This window comes from Geodermatophilus sp. SYSU D00710 (assembly GCF_054050195.1).
This window is the reverse complement of the sequence record NZ_JBJGYX010000084.1, coordinates 1-16,532: the sequence shown is the minus strand read 5'-3', so window position 1 is coordinate 16,532 and position 16,532 is coordinate 1. Positions and strand designations below refer to the sequence as shown.

14 protein-coding genes are annotated in these 16,532 nt (G+C 75.6%); 5 read left to right on the top strand and 9 right to left on the bottom strand.

What is annotated here, in order from left to right:
- Positions 1-34: 34 nt before the first annotated feature.
- Together ACI78U_RS23445 and ACI78U_RS23440 are read right to left on the bottom strand one after the other, a co-directional pair.
- Positions 35-562 (bottom strand): YceI family protein, encoded by a 528-nt coding sequence (locus ACI78U_RS23445; RefSeq protein WP_456877811.1) that lies wholly within the window; start codon positions 560-562, stop codon positions 35-37.
- A complete protein-coding gene (locus ACI78U_RS23440) occupies positions 559-1,113 on the bottom strand; it encodes a hypothetical protein (RefSeq protein WP_456877810.1) in 555 nt (184 codons plus the stop codon). The genes ACI78U_RS23445 and ACI78U_RS23440 overlap by 4 nt, the downstream gene beginning before the upstream one ends.
- A 168-nt stretch (positions 1,114-1,281) precedes the next feature.
- On the opposite strand from ACI78U_RS23440, the gene ACI78U_RS23435 reads away from it, so the two are divergent.
- A complete protein-coding gene (locus tag ACI78U_RS23435; protein ID WP_456877809.1) occupies positions 1,282-4,104 on the top strand; it encodes a helix-turn-helix transcriptional regulator in 2,823 nt (940 codons plus the stop codon).
- On the opposite strand, the gene hemG is transcribed toward ACI78U_RS23435, so the two are convergent.
- Positions 4,101-5,468, bottom strand: a complete 1,368-nt coding sequence (gene hemG, locus ACI78U_RS23430; protein ID WP_456877808.1) for a protoporphyrinogen oxidase — start codon at positions 5,466-5,468, stop codon at positions 4,101-4,103. The genes ACI78U_RS23435 and hemG overlap by 4 nt on opposite strands.
- On the bottom strand, positions 5,465-6,520 hold the full coding sequence (gene hemE / locus ACI78U_RS23425; protein ID WP_456877807.1) for a uroporphyrinogen decarboxylase: 1,056 nt from the start codon (positions 6,518-6,520) through the stop codon (positions 5,465-5,467). Before hemE ends, hemG begins: the two co-directional genes overlap by 4 nt.
- 137 nt (positions 6,521-6,657) lie before the next feature.
- Here hemE and ACI78U_RS23420 point away from each other — a divergent pair, with 137 nt between their 5' ends.
- Both ACI78U_RS23420 and ACI78U_RS23415 read left to right on the top strand, forming a co-directional pair.
- Positions 6,658-7,290, top strand: coding sequence for a DUF3000 domain-containing protein (locus ACI78U_RS23420; RefSeq protein ID WP_456877806.1), 633 nt, complete (start codon positions 6,658-6,660; stop codon positions 7,288-7,290).
- Between the two features lie 174 nt (positions 7,291-7,464).
- Positions 7,465-8,652 carry an HRDC domain-containing protein gene (locus ACI78U_RS23415; protein ID WP_456877805.1) on the top strand — a complete coding sequence of 396 codons (1,188 nt, stop codon included), beginning with the start codon at positions 7,465-7,467 and terminating at the stop codon, positions 8,650-8,652.
- Between the two features lie 48 nt (positions 8,653-8,700).
- On the opposite strand, the gene ACI78U_RS23410 is transcribed toward ACI78U_RS23415, so the two are convergent.
- From ACI78U_RS23410 to ACI78U_RS23400, 3 genes are all read right to left on the bottom strand, one after another.
- Positions 8,701-9,987, bottom strand: a complete 1,287-nt coding sequence (locus tag ACI78U_RS23410; protein WP_456877804.1) for a sugar ABC transporter permease — start codon at positions 9,985-9,987, stop codon at positions 8,701-8,703.
- A gap of 2 nt (positions 9,988-9,989) precedes the next feature.
- The gene (locus ACI78U_RS23405) at positions 9,990-10,796 is read right to left on the bottom strand and encodes an ATP-binding cassette domain-containing protein (protein ID WP_456877803.1); all 807 of its coding nucleotides are present in this window, start codon (positions 10,794-10,796) and stop codon (positions 9,990-9,992) included.
- A gap of 83 nt (positions 10,797-10,879) precedes the next feature.
- Positions 10,880-11,983, bottom strand: a complete 1,104-nt coding sequence (locus tag ACI78U_RS23400) for a sugar ABC transporter substrate-binding protein (protein ID WP_456877802.1) — start codon at positions 11,981-11,983, stop codon at positions 10,880-10,882.
- A 244-nt stretch (positions 11,984-12,227) separates the two neighbouring features.
- On the opposite strand from ACI78U_RS23400, the gene ACI78U_RS23395 reads away from it, so the two are divergent.
- A complete protein-coding gene (locus ACI78U_RS23395; protein WP_456877801.1) occupies positions 12,228-13,433 on the top strand; it encodes a thiolase family protein in 1,206 nt (401 codons plus the stop codon).
- Complete coding sequence (locus ACI78U_RS23390) at positions 13,430-15,517, top strand: 3-hydroxyacyl-CoA dehydrogenase NAD-binding domain-containing protein (RefSeq protein ID WP_456877800.1); 2,088 nt, start codon at positions 13,430-13,432, stop codon at positions 15,515-15,517. The genes ACI78U_RS23395 and ACI78U_RS23390 overlap by 4 nt, the downstream gene beginning before the upstream one ends.
- A 281-nt stretch (positions 15,518-15,798) precedes the next feature.
- Here the strand turns inward: ACI78U_RS23390 and ACI78U_RS23385 are convergent, their stop codons facing one another.
- Both ACI78U_RS23385 and ACI78U_RS23380 read right to left on the bottom strand, forming a co-directional pair.
- On the bottom strand, positions 15,799-16,077 hold the full coding sequence (locus ACI78U_RS23385; RefSeq protein ID WP_456877799.1) for a thiamine-binding protein: 279 nt from the start codon (positions 16,075-16,077) through the stop codon (positions 15,799-15,801).
- Positions 16,074-16,532, bottom strand: a 459-nt coding sequence (locus ACI78U_RS23380) for a transketolase C-terminal domain-containing protein (RefSeq protein ID WP_456877798.1), incomplete at its 5' end; no start/stop codon positions are given. The genes ACI78U_RS23385 and ACI78U_RS23380, both read right to left, overlap by 4 nt.

Below are 16,532 nucleotides of genomic sequence, written 5' to 3'. Positions count from 1 at the left end.
CGGTGGCCACCGCCACTGCGGCCGACCGGCCGGATCACCCGCCGGGCGCGACCAACCAGGCGTCGACGGTGATCGAGACGCGCCGCCCGACGAGGAACGCGGGCGCACGGATGCCGACCGCCGTCCGGTCCAGCTCGGCCTGCGCCCGGACCCGGAGCCGGTCGCCGTCGAGCGCCGCCTCGGGCCGGCCGGTCACCGTGAGCGGCGCCGTCGTCCCGCGCACGGACAGCTCGCCCTCCGCCGTCCACCCCCCGTCGCCGGTGGGGACGAACCGGTCGCAACGCCAGGTCATCACCGGGTGCCGGTCGATGTCGAGCAGGCCCGGCCTGCGCAGGTCGCGGTCCCGCTTGGCGATGCCGGTGTCCAGGGTGTCCAGGTCCAGGTCGGCGGACGCCCGGACCGGGTCGCCCGAGACGTCCAGCTCCACCCAGCCCGTGCTGCACGTCACCGTACCGTGCGCGACCCGGCCGAGGTTGCCGACGGCGAAGGCGATCCGGGTGCGGCTGTCGGAGACGGTCCACGTGCCGGCGGTGGCCGGCCGGGCGCGCAGCGGGGCGGTCACGACCGCACCCCCGTCGGCAGCTCGGCGAGCAGGACCCGCGCCATCTCGACCCGGTCGTGTCCCGGCAGCAGCGCCGGGTCCTCGTCCGGGAGCAGCTCCGTGCGCACCACGGCCTGCTGCACCCGGTCGCGGGCCTCGGTGGCGGTGGCCAGCCCGATGACGACGATCCGGTCGTCGGTGCTGCGCAGCGCGAGGACCTCGACGATGCCGTCGATGTCCCGCACCGCCGGCCAGATCCGGTCCCGGCCGCCGTGCTCGGCGGCATCCGCCCGCGCCGGGTCGCCGCCGGTGTCGAGCCAGGTGACCTGGGCGAACAGCGGGCGACGCCCGGTGGCGCGACCGTGCAGCTCGTCGGTGACCCGATAGACCCGGTCGGTGGCCGGCTCGTCGGCCCAGAGCGCGACGACGGTGCCGCGGCCCGGGTCCTCGACGTCGTCGAGCACGATGAGCCCGGCGGGCGAGGCGCCGGCGGGCAGGCAGCCGTCGACGACCTCCCGGACGCCCGGCCCGTGGCCGGCCGTGATCCGGAACCCGTGGATGGTGGCGTACACGGTCTCTCCCTCCTCCTCGGGGCGACGTCCGCGCCCCGGTGGGAGAGACGATCCGGCGGCGGGCGGTCCCGGACATCCGTGGGAGCACGCAACCGAGGTACGGAGGTTGGGCCCTCCACGCGCGGGAACGCGTCCTCGCACGCCTGGAGGACCGGGATACTGCGCCGTGTGGCGACCGCACGGACGGGAGCCGACGGCGGCCCGTTCGTCGGCCGCGACGCCGAGCTCCGCGAGCTGAGGACCTGCGTCACCGCAGCCGGGCACGGCGGCGGGGGTCTCGTGCTGGTGTCGGGACCGGCCGGCATCGGCAAGACCCGGACCGTCGAGGAGGCCACCGCGGCCGCCCCGGCCGTCGCCTGGGGACGTTGCGTCGACGATCCCGGTGCACCGCCGCTCTGGCCGTGGCGGCGGGTGCTGCGCACCCGCCCGGACGTGCAGTCCGCGGTGGCCGAGGCGCTGTCGGACGTCGACCTCCTCCGCGAGCGCAGCGCCGATCCCGAGGCGGCGCGCTTCCGCTTCGTCGCGACGGCGACCGATGCGGTGCTCGAGTCCGCCGCACGCGCCCCGCTGGTCGTCGTCCTGGAGGACCTGCACTGGGCCGACGAGACGTCGCTGCGGCTGCTGCGCCACCTCGCCGGCGAGCTGCACGGCTCGCGGCTGCTCGTCGTCGGCACGTACCGGGAGCCCGCCGGTACCGGTGCGGACCTGCTGGACCGCACCCTGCCGGAGCTGCTGCGGCGACCGGCGACGCGGTCGCTGCGGCTGGACCCGCTGACCGAGGACGACGTCCGCGCGTACGTCGGCGGGGACCGGGACGCGGCGCGGGTCGCGCACCGGCGCAGCGGGGGCAACCCGCTGTACCTGCGGGCGGTCGTCCGGGTGCTCGGCTCGGCCGGCGACGGCGCGGCCGAGGGGTCGGAGCTGCGCCACGTCGTCCGGACGACGCTGGCCACCCTGCCGCCGGCCGTCCTCGACCTCCTGGACACCGCCGCGGTGCTCGGCGAGGAGGTGGACGCCGCAGAGCTGGGCGCGGTCACCGGCCGGCCGATCGAGCAGGTGCACGCCGGACTGGACGACGCCGTGCGCGCGGGGGTCCTCACCGTCCTCCCCGACGTCCCGGGCCGACGGCGGTTCGCACACGCGGTGGTGCGGGACGCGATCTACGGCGAGCTGGCGCCGAGCACCCGTGAGGAGCTGCACCGGCGGTGCGCCGAGGCGCTCGAGCGGCTGCTCGCCGACGACGCCCCGGCCGCCGGGCTCGTGGCCGGCCACTGGCTGCGCGCTGCCGGCCCGGAGGCGCCGCACCGGGCGGTGGCCTGGGCGCGGCGCGCCGCGGACACCGCCACCCGCACGCTGGCCTTCGAGGACGCGTCCCGGTTCCTGTCGAGCGCCCTGGAGTCGGCCCGGCGGGCGGGGGCGGACGACGAGGAACGGGCCGCTCTGCTCGTCGACCTGGCGACGGCGGAGTTCCGCGCCGGTCGGTTCGGCCCGGCACTCGAGCACGCGGTCGCCGCGTCGGAGGCGGCAGCCGGCCGTGGCCGGTCCGACCTCATGGCGGCGGCGGCGCTCGCGGTGCACGACGTCGCCGTACCGGGCCGGAGCACGGCGCTGGTCGGCATGTGCGAGCGCGCCCTCGATGCGGTGGACGCCGATCGGGACCCGGGGCTCCGCTCACTCCTGCTGTCGCAGGCCGCCTCGACCCTCGCCGAGGCCGGCCGGCTGGGCGCGGCCGCACCCCTGGCGGTCGAGGCGCTGGAGCTGGCCGAGCGCTGCGGCGACCCGGGCGCGGTGATCGACGCCGTGCGGGCCCGGATGAAGGCGAGCCCCACCGCCGTCGACGCGCGCGAGCAGGCGCGCCTGGGGCTCCTCGCGATCGAGCACTCCGCCGCCTCAGGTCAGCCGCTGGCCGCGCTCTGGGGGGCGAGGTGGCGGATCGACGCCGGCATGGAGACCGGCGACACGACCACGGTGGACGACGAGCTCGCGCGGATCTCCGAGCTGGCCCGGCGGACCAGGCTGCCACTGGTGCGGTGGCACGACCTCCGGCTGCGGGCGTCGGTCGCGGCGCTGCGCGGCCGGTTCCCCGAGGCACTCGCGCTCAACGCCGAGGCCCGGGAGGTCGGCCTGGACCAGCTGGCCGCGGACGTCTCGACGGTGGGGTTGTCCCATGCCTTCGCGCTGCAGCACGCACTGGTCACCGGCGACACGAGGGAGTGGAGCGCCGAGGCCCGCGCCGCCCTGGACCGCGCCGACGCCACGCCGATCGTCCAGGTCACCCGGGCGCTGCTCGCGCTCCTGGAGGAGCGACGGGACGAGGCAGCTGCCCGGTACGAGGCCCTCCGGCGTCAGCTGGCCGAGCCGGACTTCGTCGGCTCCTCGGGCGTCGACGTCAACGTCGTCCCCCTGGTGGAGGCGTTCGCCGACGTGACCGCCGCGGAGCTGGTGCACCGGCAGCTGGTCGCTCGCCCGTACGCGGCCACCGGCGCGGGGGTGTACGGCCAGGGCTCGGTCGCCGTCCTGCTGGGCCGCCTCGCCGTCGTGCGCGGCCGTCTCGACGAGGCGATCGGCTGGTTCCAGCAGGCACTGGCGACCGACACGCACACCGGTGCCCGGCCCGCGGCGGTCAACGACCGCATCGGTCTGGCCGCCGCCCTGCTCGACCGCGGCCTCCGGGACGAGGTCGCCCGCGCGACCGAGCTCGTCCGGGTCGCGGCCGGCGAGGCGCGCCGCCTCGGGATGCCCCGCGCGGAGCGCGAGGCCGCCGCGCTGGTCGAGCGCGCCCGGCAGGCGGCCCGCCGCGCGGATCCGCTGACCACCCGTGAGCGCCAGATCGCGGAGCTCGTGGCCGAGGGACTCGCCAACCGGCAGATCGCCGAGCGGCTGTTCCTGTCCGAGCGCACGGTGGAGAGCCACGTACGGAACGCCCTGGGCAAGCTGGGGCTGACCAACCGCACACAGCTCGCCACCGCCACCCGCGCCCGCGGCAGCTAGCGCAGCGCCTCGACCGCGCGCCGGGCGCCGCGGACGCAGGCCGGCACGCCGACGCCGTCGTAGGCCGCCCCGGCCACCGCCAGGCCGGGCACCACGGCCACCGCCTCGCGGATCGCGACCACCCGCTGCGGGTGGCCGACCAGGTACTGCGGCAGTCCCCCGCCCCAGCGGGCCAGGTGCGTCGCCACCGGCTCCCGGCGCTCGAGCCCGAGCAGGTCGGCGACGTCGGCCACCACCGCGGCGGTGAGGTCGTCGTCGTCGCGCTGCAGCTCCACCTCGTCGCCGTAGCGGCCCACCGACGCCCGCACCCGCAGCAGGCCGTCGCCGGACAGGTGCGGCCACTTCGACGACGACACCGTGACGCCCTTGACCAGCCGCCCGGTCACCGGCGGCACCAGCAGCCCCGACCCGGCGTCGACCGGCTGGGCGGGGAAGGCCATCGCCACCACGGCCATCGACGCGTACGGGATGCCGCGCAGCGGTTCGACGGCGCCCGCCGCGATCCCGGCGAGCAGCCGCGCGGCCTTGCCCGCTGGCGCGGTGACGACGACGGCGTCGGCCTCGATCACCTCCGGCGCCGCGACCGGGCCGACGGCGACCTCGAGCCGTCCGTGCGCCCGGCGCAGCGCGTGGGCGGGCGTGCGGAGCCGGACGTGCGCCCCGGACGCCGCCACCAGCGCCTCCGGCAGCGCCCCGATCCCGTCGGCGACGGTGACGAACACCGGCCCGTCGGCGTCCCCGCGGCTGCGCGCCCCCGCGTCCCGGGCGGCCACCGCGGCGGCGAGCACGGTGTCGGCGTGCGGCAGCTGCGCGGCCAGTGCCGGCATGGTCGCCGCCAGCGACAGGTCGTCGGGCCGGCCGGCGTAGACCCCGCCCAGCAGCGGCTCGACCAGCCGGTCGACCACCTCGTCGCCGAGCCGGGCGCGCAGCAGGGCGCCCACCGAGACGTCACCGTCCAGCCGCAGCGGCGGCAGGTCGGCCTCCGCGCGCACCCGCGCGACCCCGTCGGGGGTGAGCACCCCGGCCAGCCCGTCGGCCGACGTCGGCACGCCCAGCACGGTGCCCGGCGGCAGCGGGTGGCGGCCGTCGGGCAGCACGATCGAGGCCTGCGTGGTCGAGGGGGCGACCAGCCGGTCGGCGAGCCCGAGCTCCGCCACCAGCTCGACGGCCTCGGGCACCCGGGCGAGCACCGCCTCGGGGCCGGTGTCGTACCAGGTGCCGGCCAGCTCGACCCGGTCGAGCTTGCCGCCGATCCGCCCGCCGGCCTCCACCACGACCACCTCGTCGCCGGGCCGCTCCCGCGACCAGGCGTACGCGGCGGCCAGCCCGGTGACGCCGGCCCCGACGACGACCAGCCGGCTCATCGCGCGGTGAGCTCGTGGACCAGCTCGACGACGTGGGTGAGCACCCCGGGGTCGGTCTCGGGCAGCACGCCGTGGCCGAGGTTGAACACGTGCCCGCGGGCGGCGCGGCCCTGCTCGACCACCCGGCGCACCTCGCGGTCGACGGTCCCCCGGTCGGCCAGCAGCACGGCCGGGTCGAGGTTGCCCTGCAGCGAGCGCTGCGGGCCGACCCGCCGCGCGGCCTCGTCGAGCGGCACCCGCCAGTCGACGCCCACGACGTCGGCGCCGGCGTCGCCGATCAGCGCGAGCAGCTCACCGGTGCCGACGCCGAAGTGGACGCGCGGCACGTCGCGGTCCCCGAGCCCGTCGAACACCGCGCGGGAGTGCGGCAGCACGCGGGTGCCGTAGTCGGCCGCCGACAGCACCCCGGCCCAGGAGTCGAACAGCTGCACCGCGGAGGCGCCGTTGTCGACCTGCACCCGCAGGAACGTCGCCGCGGACACGGCGAGCCGGTCGAGCAGCCGGGACCAGGCCTCGGGCTCGGCGTACATGAAGGCCTTGGTCCGGGCGTGCTCCTTCGACGGGCCGCCCTCGATGAGGTAGGTCGCCAGCGTGAACGGCGCCCCGGCGAACCCGATGAGCGGCGTGGGCCCGAGCTCGGCGACCAGCCGGCGCACCGCCGTCGCGAGGAAGTCCAGCCGGTCGGGCTCGAGGTCGGGCAGCGCGTCGACGTCGGCCACCGTGCGCACCGGGTCGGCGACCACCGGGCCGATGCCGGGCTTGATCTCGACGTCCACGCCGGCCACCACGAGCGGCAGCACGATGTCGGAGAAGAGGATCGCCGCGTCCACGCCGTGCCGGCGGACCGGCTGCAGGGTGATCTCGGCGACCAGGTCGGGGTCCTGGCAGGCCCCGAGCATCGCCGTCCCGGCGCGCAGCGCGCGGTACTCCGGCAGCGAGCGGCCGGCCTGCCGCATGAACCACACCGGCGTCCGGTCGACCGGGAGGCCGCGCGCGGCGCGGACGAGGTCCGAGTCGGCGGGGGACGACGGACGGGCGGCAGCGGTGCTCACGACGGTCGATCCTCCCAGACCCCGGGCACGGCGGGCGGGCGCCCGCCCGGTGCCCGGCGGTCACCGCGGGCCCGTCCCGGGCCGCCCACCAGCGGCGAGTCCGAGACAGACCGGGCCCGGGGCCCTACCCTGCGAGCGTGGAGCCTCGCAGCGTGGCCGGTCCCCGGGAGGGTGCCGGTGCCCGCGCGGCTCCCGACCCCCCACCCGCCGACTTCGCCGCCGGCATCGCCTCGCTCACCGCGCTGCGGACCCGCCCCGAGATGGTCGTCGAGACCATCCCCGCGCCGCAGCGGCTCGCGCCCTTCGCCCACGCACTCGGCATCCGGGTGACCGAGGGCGAGGGCGAGGAGGAGGTCGAGCTCGCCGTCGGCCGGTTCATCGTGCTGTACGACCCCGCCGGGCACGAGTCGTGGGACGGCACCACCCGCTGCGTCGGCTACCTGTCGGCCAGCACCGACGAGCACATGGTCGACGACGCGATGTTCTCCGAGGTCGCCTGGAGCTGGCTGACCGAGGCGCTGGCCGGCAGCGGCGCCGCGGCGCACGCGCTCGGTGGCACGGTGACCCGGACCGCGTCCACCCGCTTCGGTGACCTCGCCGGCCCCGAGCACTCCGTCGACGTCGAGATCCGCGCCTCCTGGACCGCCGGGGACACCGCCCTGGACCGGCACCTCGACGCCTGGCTGGAGGTCCTCGGCACCGCGGCGGGGCTGCCCCCGCCCGGCGTCTCCCTGCTGGGTCCCTCCGGCTCCGTCGACGACGGCAACTAGGATCGGCACCGGGGAGTCCGGCACTCCCCGGGTCCGCACCGGCCGGCCGAGGCCGCCGGGAGCCGGGACAGCGGCGGCGGACGCACGGACCGACACGGGCGAGAAGGTGGACGGCAACTGAGCACCGACCCCCTGCCCGACGTCTCCCCGGACGACGACGCCGCGCCTGCCGCGGTGCCGCTGCTCGCCCCGCGCGACGGCCTGCCGCCGGTCATCGACACCCCCGCGGCCCTCGCCGGCTACGCCGAGGCGCTGCGCGCGGGCAGCGGCCCGGTCGCCGTCGACGCCGAGCGCGCGTCGGGCTACCGCTACGGGCAGCGCGCCTACCTGGTGCAGCTGCGCCGCGTGGGCGCCGGCACCGGCCTGGTCGACCCCGTCCCGTTCGACGACCTCTCCGCCGTCCAGGCCGCCATCGCCGATGAGGAGTGGGTGCTGCACGCCGCCAGCCAGGACCTGCCCTGCCTCGCGGAGATCGGGATGGTCCCGGCGCGCATCTTCGACACCGAGCTCGCCGCCCGCCTCGCCGGCCTGCCGCGGGTGGGTCTGGCCGCCGTCGTGGAGTCCCTGCTCGGGTACTCGCTGGTCAAGGGCCACTCCGCCGCCGACTGGAGCACCCGCCCGCTGCCGGAGGAGTGGCTGGTCTACGCCGCCCTCGACGTCGAGGTGCTCGTCGACCTGCGCGACGCGCTCGCCGCGCTGCTGGCCGACCAGGGCAAGACCGAGTGGGCCCGGCAGGAGTTCGCCGCCGTCCTCGCCGCCGGGCCGCCCGCCCCGCGGCAGGACCCGTGGCGGCGCACCTCCGGCGTGCACGGGCTGCGCAGCCGTCGCCAGCTGGGGATGCTGCGGTCGCTGTGGCAGGCCCGCGACGACCTGGCCCGCCGGCGCGACATCGCCCCGGGCCGGGTGCTGCCCGACTCCGCGATGGTGTCCGCCGTCCAGGCCGACCCGCAGAGCGAGGCGGCCCTGCTCGAGCTGCCGGTGTTCCGGGGCCGGGCCAACCGCCGGCTGGTGACCACGTGGTTCGGGGCGTTGGCCCGCGGCCGCGCGCTGCCGGAGTCGGACCTGCCGCTGCAGAGCCGCCCCGGTGAGGGGCCGCCGCCGGTCAACCGGTGGGCCGACCGCGACCCGGCCGCGGCGACCCGCCTGCAGGCCGCCCGGACGGGGCTGGCCGAGCTGGCCGACAAGCACGCGGTGCCGGTGGAGAACCTGCTCTCCCCCGACCTGGTCCGGCGGCTGATGTGGACCCCGCCCGAGCCGCGCGACCCCGACGCGGTCGCGGCGGCCCTGCGGGCCGGCGGGGCCCGCGAGTGGCAGGTCGAGCTGACCCGCGACCTGCTCGCCGACGCGCTCTCCCGCGCCTGAACCGGTGAGGGTCCGCCGTCCGGTGCCGGACGGCGGACCCTCGTGGCGTCAGTGGCCGGTGGCCGCGGCCCGCCGCCGGGCCAGCGCGTCGACGCTGGCGGCCAGCAGGAGCACCCCGCCGGTGATGATGAAGTTGAGGTACGCCTCGGTACCCAGCAGGCCCAGGCCGTTGGCGATGATCGCCACCACCAGGCCACCGAGGACCGCGTCGCGCACCCGGCCCCGGCCACCGAAGAGGCTGGTGCCACCGATGACCGCGGCGCCGACGGCGTAGAGCAGCGTGTTGCCGCCGCCGGACCCCGGCGCCACCGAGCCGAGCCGGGCGGCCGCGACGATGCCGCTGATCGCCGCCAGGGTCGAGCCGATGACGAACACCGCCACCCGGATCCGGGTGACGCTGATGCCCGCCCGCCGGGACGCCTCCGCGTTGCCCCCGACCGCGTAGACGTGCCGGCCGAAGCTCGTGCGACCGAGCACGAAGGTCAGCGCCAGCAGCAGGATGACCACCAGCGGGATGGCGTAGGGGATGCCGGCGAGGACCACGCCGGGAGCCGGGGCCCGGTCGACGCTCAGCACCGCCGTGACCACGACGACGACGGCGGCGATGACGCCGATCCGCACGAGGACCACGGCGAGCGGGGCGTGCGCGAGCCCCTTGGCCCGCTGGACGCGGAACCGGTTGAGCTGCAGCGCCGCGTACGCGGCGATGGTCAGCAGGGCGAGGACCCAGCCGAGGACGACCGGCAGGTTCCGGTCGCTGATCGCCGAGATCACCGGGTCGCGCACCGGCACCGTGCCACCCTCGCCGATGAGCCGCAGCGTGAAGCCCTGCCAGCCGAGGAAGAGCGCCAGTGTGACGACGAACGACGGGATGCCGATCAGTCCGACGAGGCTGCCGGTGAACAGGCCGATGAGCACGCCGGTGAGCAGGGCGGCCCCCACGGCGACGTACCACGGTGCGCCGGCGTCGGCGAGCAGCTTGGCCATGACCGCGGCGCAGACGCCGCTGACCACACCGGCGGACAGGTCGATCTCGCCCAGCAGCAGGATGAAGACCAGGCCCATCGCCAGGATGATGATCGGCGCCGCCTGGTCGGCCAGGTTGGCCATGTTGCGCGGGGTCAGGAACGTCTCGGGCCGCAGCACGAAGAACAGCAGTCCGAGGACGACGATGCCGAGGACGGCGGGCAGCGCACCCAGGTCACCGCCCCGGACGCGGTCGATGTAGGCCCGGACCGTGCCGCCGAGGGTGTCGGCGCTGCGATCGGCCTCGAAGCCCGACGGCGCGCCGCCGGGCTCCTGTGCGCTCGTCGGCTTGGAGATGGTGCTGGACATGCTCAGACCTCCACCGCTGCGGCGTCGGCGGGTGCGATGCCCAGGTTGCCCGACCGGCCCGCCGTGATGAGCTCGATGACCTGCGGCCGGTCGACCTGGGAGATGGGGATGTCGGCCGCCATCCGGCCCAGGTACAGGGCCGCGACGCGGTCGGCGACCTCGAAGACGTCGACCATGTTGTGGCTGATGAAGACCACCGCGTGACCGGTGTCGGCCAGCCGCCGGACCAGGTCGAGCACCTGCCTGGTCTGCGCGACGCCGAGGGCGGCGGTCGGCTCGTCGAGGATGACCAGCTTGGACTCCCAGAGCACGGCCTTGGCGATGGCGACCGTCTGCCGCTGGCCGCCGGAGAGGCTGGAGACCAGCTGGCGCACGGACTTCAGCGTGCGCACCGAGAGCTTGGCGAGGGTGTCCCGGGCCGCCACCTCCATGGACGACTCGTCCAGGACGATGCCGTTCTTGCGCTCGCGGCCGAGGAACATGTTCTGGACGACGTCGAGGTTGTCGGCCAGGGCGAGGTCCTGGTAGACGACCTCGATCCCGAGCGCCGCGGCGTCGCGCGGGCCGGTGACGGTGACCGGCCGGCCCTCGAAGACGAACTCGCCGGAGTCGATCGGGTGGATGCCGGCGATGGACTTGATGAGCGTGCTCTTGCCCGCGCCGTTGTCGCCGACCAGCGCGGTGACCTGGCCGGGGTAGACCTTCATGTGCACGTCGTGCAGGACCTGGATGGCGCCGAAGCTCTTGTTGACGCCGCGGAGCTCCAGGGTGGGGGTGACGTCCTGGGGACGGTCGGTGGGTGCGGACACGCCGGGCCTCTCGGTCGTGCTGGTGGGGCTGGGACAGCAGCCGCCGGGGCGCCCATCATCGACGCCCCGGCGGCCGTTGACCACTACTCGATCCCGAGCTCCTGGCAGGCGGCGGCGAACTCGCCGGTGCAGAGCTCCTCGGCGCTCACGAACTCGTCCTCGACGACGTCGCCGACGTTGTCCCGGAAGATCGCGACGGGGGTGAGCAGGACCGACGGGACCTCGCGGCCACCCTCGGGGTCCTCCACGGTGCCGGTGGTCTCGCCCTCCTCACCGTTGATGAGCGCGACGGCCAGCTCGGCGAGCGCGTTGGCCTCCTCGCGGACCGACTTGTAGACCGTCATGCACTGGTCACCGGCGAGGATGTTCTGCAGCCCCTCGACGGTGGCGTCCTGACCGGTCACGTTCGACTGGCCCGCGGCGTTGTTGCGCTCCAGGATCTGGATCACCGAGTTGGCGAGGCCGTCGTTGGCGGCCAGCACGCCCTGGATGTTGCCGCCGGCCTGGGTGTACATCTGCTCGAAGATCGTCGCCGCCTCCTGGTTGTCCCACTCGGGCACGGCCTGCTCGGCGACCTGGGTGTACTGCGTCAGCGGGTCGAGGATCTCGTGGGCGCCCGACGAGAACAGCGTCGCGTTGTTGTCGTCCGGAGAGCCGTTGAGGAACGCGATGTTGCCCTGCGCGACGCCGTTGGCCTCCAGGCACTGCTGCAGGCCCTGGCCCTGCAGCCGGCCCACCTCGGTGTTGTCGAAGGAGACGTAGTACTCCGCGGTGCCGCCCAGGGTCAGCCGGTCGTAGTCGATCGTGGCGACGCCCTCGTTGGACGCCTGCTCCTGGATCTGGGCGCCCGACGCCGAGTCGAGGTTCACGATCGCGAGGACGGTCGCACCCTCGGTGATCATCTGCTCGGCGATGGTCGCCTGCCGCTGCGCGTCACCCTCGGCGTTCTGGATGTCGTACTCGACACCGGCCTCCTCGAACGCCGCCTCGAGGTAGGGGCGGTCGAAGTTCTCCCAGCGCACCGAGGACTCGGTGTCGGGGAGGATCACGCCGACCCGCCCGGCGGCCTCGCCGCCACCGCCACCGCCGCCGCTCTCCTCTCCGCCGCCGCTGTCGCCGCCACAGGCGGCCAGGCTGAAGACGAGGGAGGCCGCGAGGGCCGTCATGATCGTGTGCCGTCGCGCCATGGATCTCCACCGTTCCGTCGGGAATCTACAGAAGTGCGGCGGCCAATATGCGCTCTGGATCACACCCGTCGCAAGAGTGCGTCCGTGACGTTGCCGGACCGTGACCCTCGCGGAGCGCGGCAGCACCTCTGCCGTCCGCCGCCCCGGAGGGGTCGGGTCGGGCTTGGTCCACGGGTTACCGGCGGGTAACTTCAGGGTGCCGCGCCCGTCTCGGGCCGGTTCCCGATCCCGCTGCGGAGGTCCCATGTCCCGCTCGCTGCGCGAGGTCGTCTTCGTCGACGGCGTGCGCACCCCCTTCGGCAAGGCCGGCCCGAAGGGCATCTACGCCGAGACGCGCGCCGACGACCTCGTCGTCCGCGTCATCCGCGAGCTGCTGCGCCGCAACCCCGCACTGCCGCCCGAGCGCGTCGACGAGGTCGCGATCGCGGCCACCACCCAGGTCGGCGACCAGGGGCTGACCATCGGCCGCACCGCCGCGCTGCTGGCCGGGCTGCCGCAGTCCGTGCCGGGCTACGCGATCGACCGCATGTGCGCCGGCGCCATGACGGCCGTGACCACCACCGCCAGCGGCATCGCCTTCGGCGCCTACGACGTCGCCATCGCCGGCGGGGTCGAGCACATGGGCCGCCACCCGATGGGCGAGGGCGCCGACCCCAACCCGCGGTTCTTCAGCGAGAAGCTGGTCGACGGCTCGGCGCTGGTCATGGGCTCCACCGCCGAGAACCTGCACGACCGCTTCCCGCACCTGACCCGGGAGCGGGCCGATGCCTTCGCGCTGGCCAGCCAGCAGCGCTACGCCAAGGCCGTGGCCAACGGGCAGGTCGGCCCGGAGCTGGTGACCGTGGCCACCCGGTCGCAGGAGCACGGCTGGGGGCTGGCCACCGTCGACGAGCCGCCGCGGCCGGGCACCACCCTGGAGAGTCTGGCGACGCTCAAGACCCCGTTCCGCCCGCACGGGCACGTCACCGCCGGCAACGCCGCGGGGCTCAACGACGGCGCCACCGGCTGCATCCTCGCCGCCGAGGAGGTCGCGCACGAGCTCGGACTCGGCGTCGGCATGCGGCTGGTCGGCTACGGCTTCGTCGGCGTCGCGCCCGAGGTCATGGGCGTCGGCCCGGTCCCCTCGACCGAGCGCGCGCTGGCCCGCACCGGCCTCACCATCGACGACATCGGCCTGTTCGAGCTCAACGAGGCCTTCGCGGTCCAGGTGCTGGCCTTCCTCGACCACTTCGGCATCGCCGACGACGACCCGCGGGTCAACCCCTGGGGCGGCGCCATCGCCGTCGGCCACCCGCTGGCCTCCTCCGGCGTCCGGCTGATGACCCAGCTGTCCCGCCAGTTCGCCGAGCGGCCCGACGTCCGCTACGGCCTGACCGCCATGTGCGTGGGCCTGGGCATGGGCGCCACGGTCATCTGGGAGAACCCGAACTGGGAGGGCACCACCAAGTGACGACTGCCGTCTTCGACACCGAGGTCGTGACCACCGCGCGGGTGCGGTACCTGCGGGTGCCCGGTCTGGCCGGTGAGATCGCCCTGGTCACCCTGGACAACGGGCACGACCACACCCGCCCGTCCACCTTCGGCCCCGGCGGGCTGGCCTCGCTCGACGCCGCGCTCGACGAGATCGCGGCGCACACCCCGGCGCCGGCGGCCATCGCCGTCACCGGCAAGCCGTTCGTCTTCGCCGTCGGCGCCGACCTCTCCGGCGTCCCGGCGGTCACCTCCGCCGACCAGGCGCGGGAGATGGCCCGGACCGGGCACCGGGTGTTCCGCCGGCTCAAGGACTCGGCGGTCCCGACGTTCGCGTTCGTCAACGGCGTGGCCCTCGGCGGCGGCCTGGAGCTGGCGCTGCACTGCCACCACCGCACGATCGCCTCGACGGCGCTGGTCGCCTTCCCCGAGGTCTTCCTCGGCCTGGTGCCCGGCTGGGGCGGCACGCAGCTGCTGCCGGACCTCGTCGGGATCGACGCGGCGGTGACCGTCGTCGTCGAGAACGCCCTCTCGCAGAACCGGATGACCCCGGCCCCGAAGGCGGCGGCGCTCGGCATCGCCGACGCCGTCTTCGAGCCGGCCGACTTCCTCGAGCGCTCGCTGGAGTGGGCCGCCGGCGTGCTCGACGGCGACGTCGTCGTGTCCCGCCCCGAGGTCGACCGCGCCGCGTGGGACGCCGCCGTCGAGCGGGCCCGGGGGATCGTGGCGGCCCGCACCCGCAACGCCTCCCCCGGCGCGCTGCGCGCCGTCGAGCTGCTCGACCTGGCCCGCGCCGGGGTCGAGGGCGAGGCGTTCACCGTCGGCACCGCCGCCGAGGACGAGGCGCTCACCGACCTGCTGATGAGCGACGAGCTGCGGGCCTCGCTGTACTCGTTCGACCTGGTCAACAAGCGGGCCAAGCGGCCGGCCGGCGCGCCGGACAGGTCCCTGGCCCGGAAGGTCACCAAGGTCGGCGTCGTCGGCGCGGGCCTGATGGCCTCCCAGCTGGCGCTGTTGTTCGTGCGGCAGCTGGAGGTGCCGGTCGTTCTCACCGACGTCGACCAGGCGCGCGTCGACAAGGGCGTGGGCTACGTGCACGGGGAGCTGGAGAAGCTGGCCGCCCGCGGTCGGCTGTCGCCGGACCGGCTCAACCGGCTCAAGGGCATGGTCACCGGCGCCCTGGACAAGGCGGTCTTCGCCGACGCCGACCTCGTGATCGAGGCCGTCTTCGAGGAGATGTCGGTCAAGCAGCAGGTGTTCGCCGAGGTCGAGGCGGTCGTGTCGGCCGAGTGCGTGCTCGCCACCAACACCTCCGCGCTGTCGGTGACCGAGATGGCCTCCAAGCTCGAGCACCCCGAGCGGGTCGTGGGCCTGCACTTCTTCAACCCGGTGGCGGTGCTCCCGCTGCTGGAGGTGGTGCGCGCCGAGCGGACCGACGACGCCACGCTGGCCACCGCGTTCGCCGTCGGCAAGCAGCTGAAGAAGTCGTGCGTGCTGGTGGCCGACGCCCCGGCGTTCGTGGTCAACCGGCTGCTGACCCGCTTCCTCGGCGAGGTCACCGCCGCCGTCGAGCAGGGCACGCCCGTGGCCGTGGCCGACCGGGCGCTGGACCCGCTGGGCCTGCCGATGACGCCGTTCGAGCTGCTCACGCTGGTCGGCCCGCCGGTCGCCCTGCACGTGGCCGAGCGGATGCACGAGGCCTTCCCCGACCGGTTCGCCGTCGGCGAGGGGCTGCGCCGGATGGTCGAGCTGGGCAAGACCTCGGTGTACTCCGAGCCCGGCGTCGTCGACCCCGAGCTCGAGGGCATCGACGCCGGCGACTCCCCGCTGTCGGAGGAGCAGGTGCGCGAGCGCGCCGTCGACGCGCTGGCCCAGGAGATCCGGCTGATGCTCGACGAGGGCGTCGTGCTTGCCGTGCAGGACATCGACCTGTGCATGCTCCTGGGCGCCGGCTGGCCGTTCTGGCTGGGCGGCATCTCGGCGTACCTCGACCGCGCCGGCGTCTCCGAGCGGGTGACCGGCTCGCGGTTCCTGCCGAGGGGCGTGGCCGGCCTCCCCGCCTGACCCCTGGGCACTTCCGCGGAAGTGCACACCGGACGACGACGGCCTGGGTCCCCGCGCGGGGCCCGGGCCGTTCGCCGTCCCGGGCTGTCCTGGCTCACCCCCGCGCGCCGCCGGTCACGCCGGACCGGCCGCGGCGGTGCCCGACCTCACGCTGCGGGCTGAGGTCGGGCACCACACGGCGAGGTCGACGGCGCAGACGGTCGGGCGCGGGTGTGCACGTCCACGGAAGTGCACACCGGACGACGGACGGGGCCTCGCGTGCGGGTCTGCCGTTCGTCGTCTCAGCGGAACCTGCGCGTGAGGCTGTCCATCGTGCGGTCCACCGAGGCGATCTTGACGTGCGAGATGCCGGCCGTGGCACCGGCGGCGAGCATCGCCTCGTGCGCCGCCCGCAGCGTGGCCCACAGAGCGTCGGCGTCGCCCTCGAGCGTCGTCCCGAGGGCGCCGACCTCGTACCGCAGCCCGGAGGCCTGGATGACGCGCACCGCGGCCTCGACGAAGGCGTGCGGGTCGTCCGGCGTCTCGGCCGGCGAGGGCGCGACCTGGATCTCGGCGATCACTGCTGGGCGCCGTCCACGGGCGCTGTGGCCGGTGTGTCGGAGCGCTCGCTGACCACCGCGGTCCACTCGGCGATGCGCCGGGCCACGTCCTGCTCGGTCAGGCCGCAGTCGGCGAGGACCTGGCCCCGGCTGCCGTGCTCGAGGAACGCCTGCGGCAGGCCCAGCGCCCGCACCGGCACGTCGACCTGGCGGTCCTGCAGCGCCTGGGTCAGGGTCGCGCCGACCCCGCCGGCCCGCCCGCAGTCCTCGACGGTGACCACCAGCCGGTGCTCGGCGGCCAGCTCGACCAGCTCGTCGGAGACCGGCAGCACCCAGCGCGGGTCGACGACGGTCACCCCGATGCCGTGGTCGGCGGCGCGCTCGGCAGCGGCCAGGCAGGTCGGCACCATCGAGCCGACGGCGACCAGCAGGACGTCGGGCCGGTCCCCGCCGTGCCGCAGCACGTCGACCGGCCC

Coding starts and splice junctions, on each gene's coding strand:
- ACI78U_RS23395 (WP_456877801.1), top strand. CDS start 12,228: ATGTCCCGCTCGCTGCGCGAGGTCGTCTTCGTCGACGGCGTGCGCACC.
- hemG (WP_456877808.1), bottom strand. CDS start 5,468: ATGAGCCGGCTGGTCGTCGTCGGGGCCGGCGTCACCGGGCTGGCCGCC.
- ACI78U_RS23410 (WP_456877804.1), bottom strand. CDS start 9,987: ATGTCCAGCACCATCTCCAAGCCGACGAGCGCACAGGAGCCCGGCGGC.
- ACI78U_RS23400 (WP_456877802.1), bottom strand. CDS start 11,983: ATGGCGCGACGGCACACGATCATGACGGCCCTCGCGGCCTCCCTCGTC.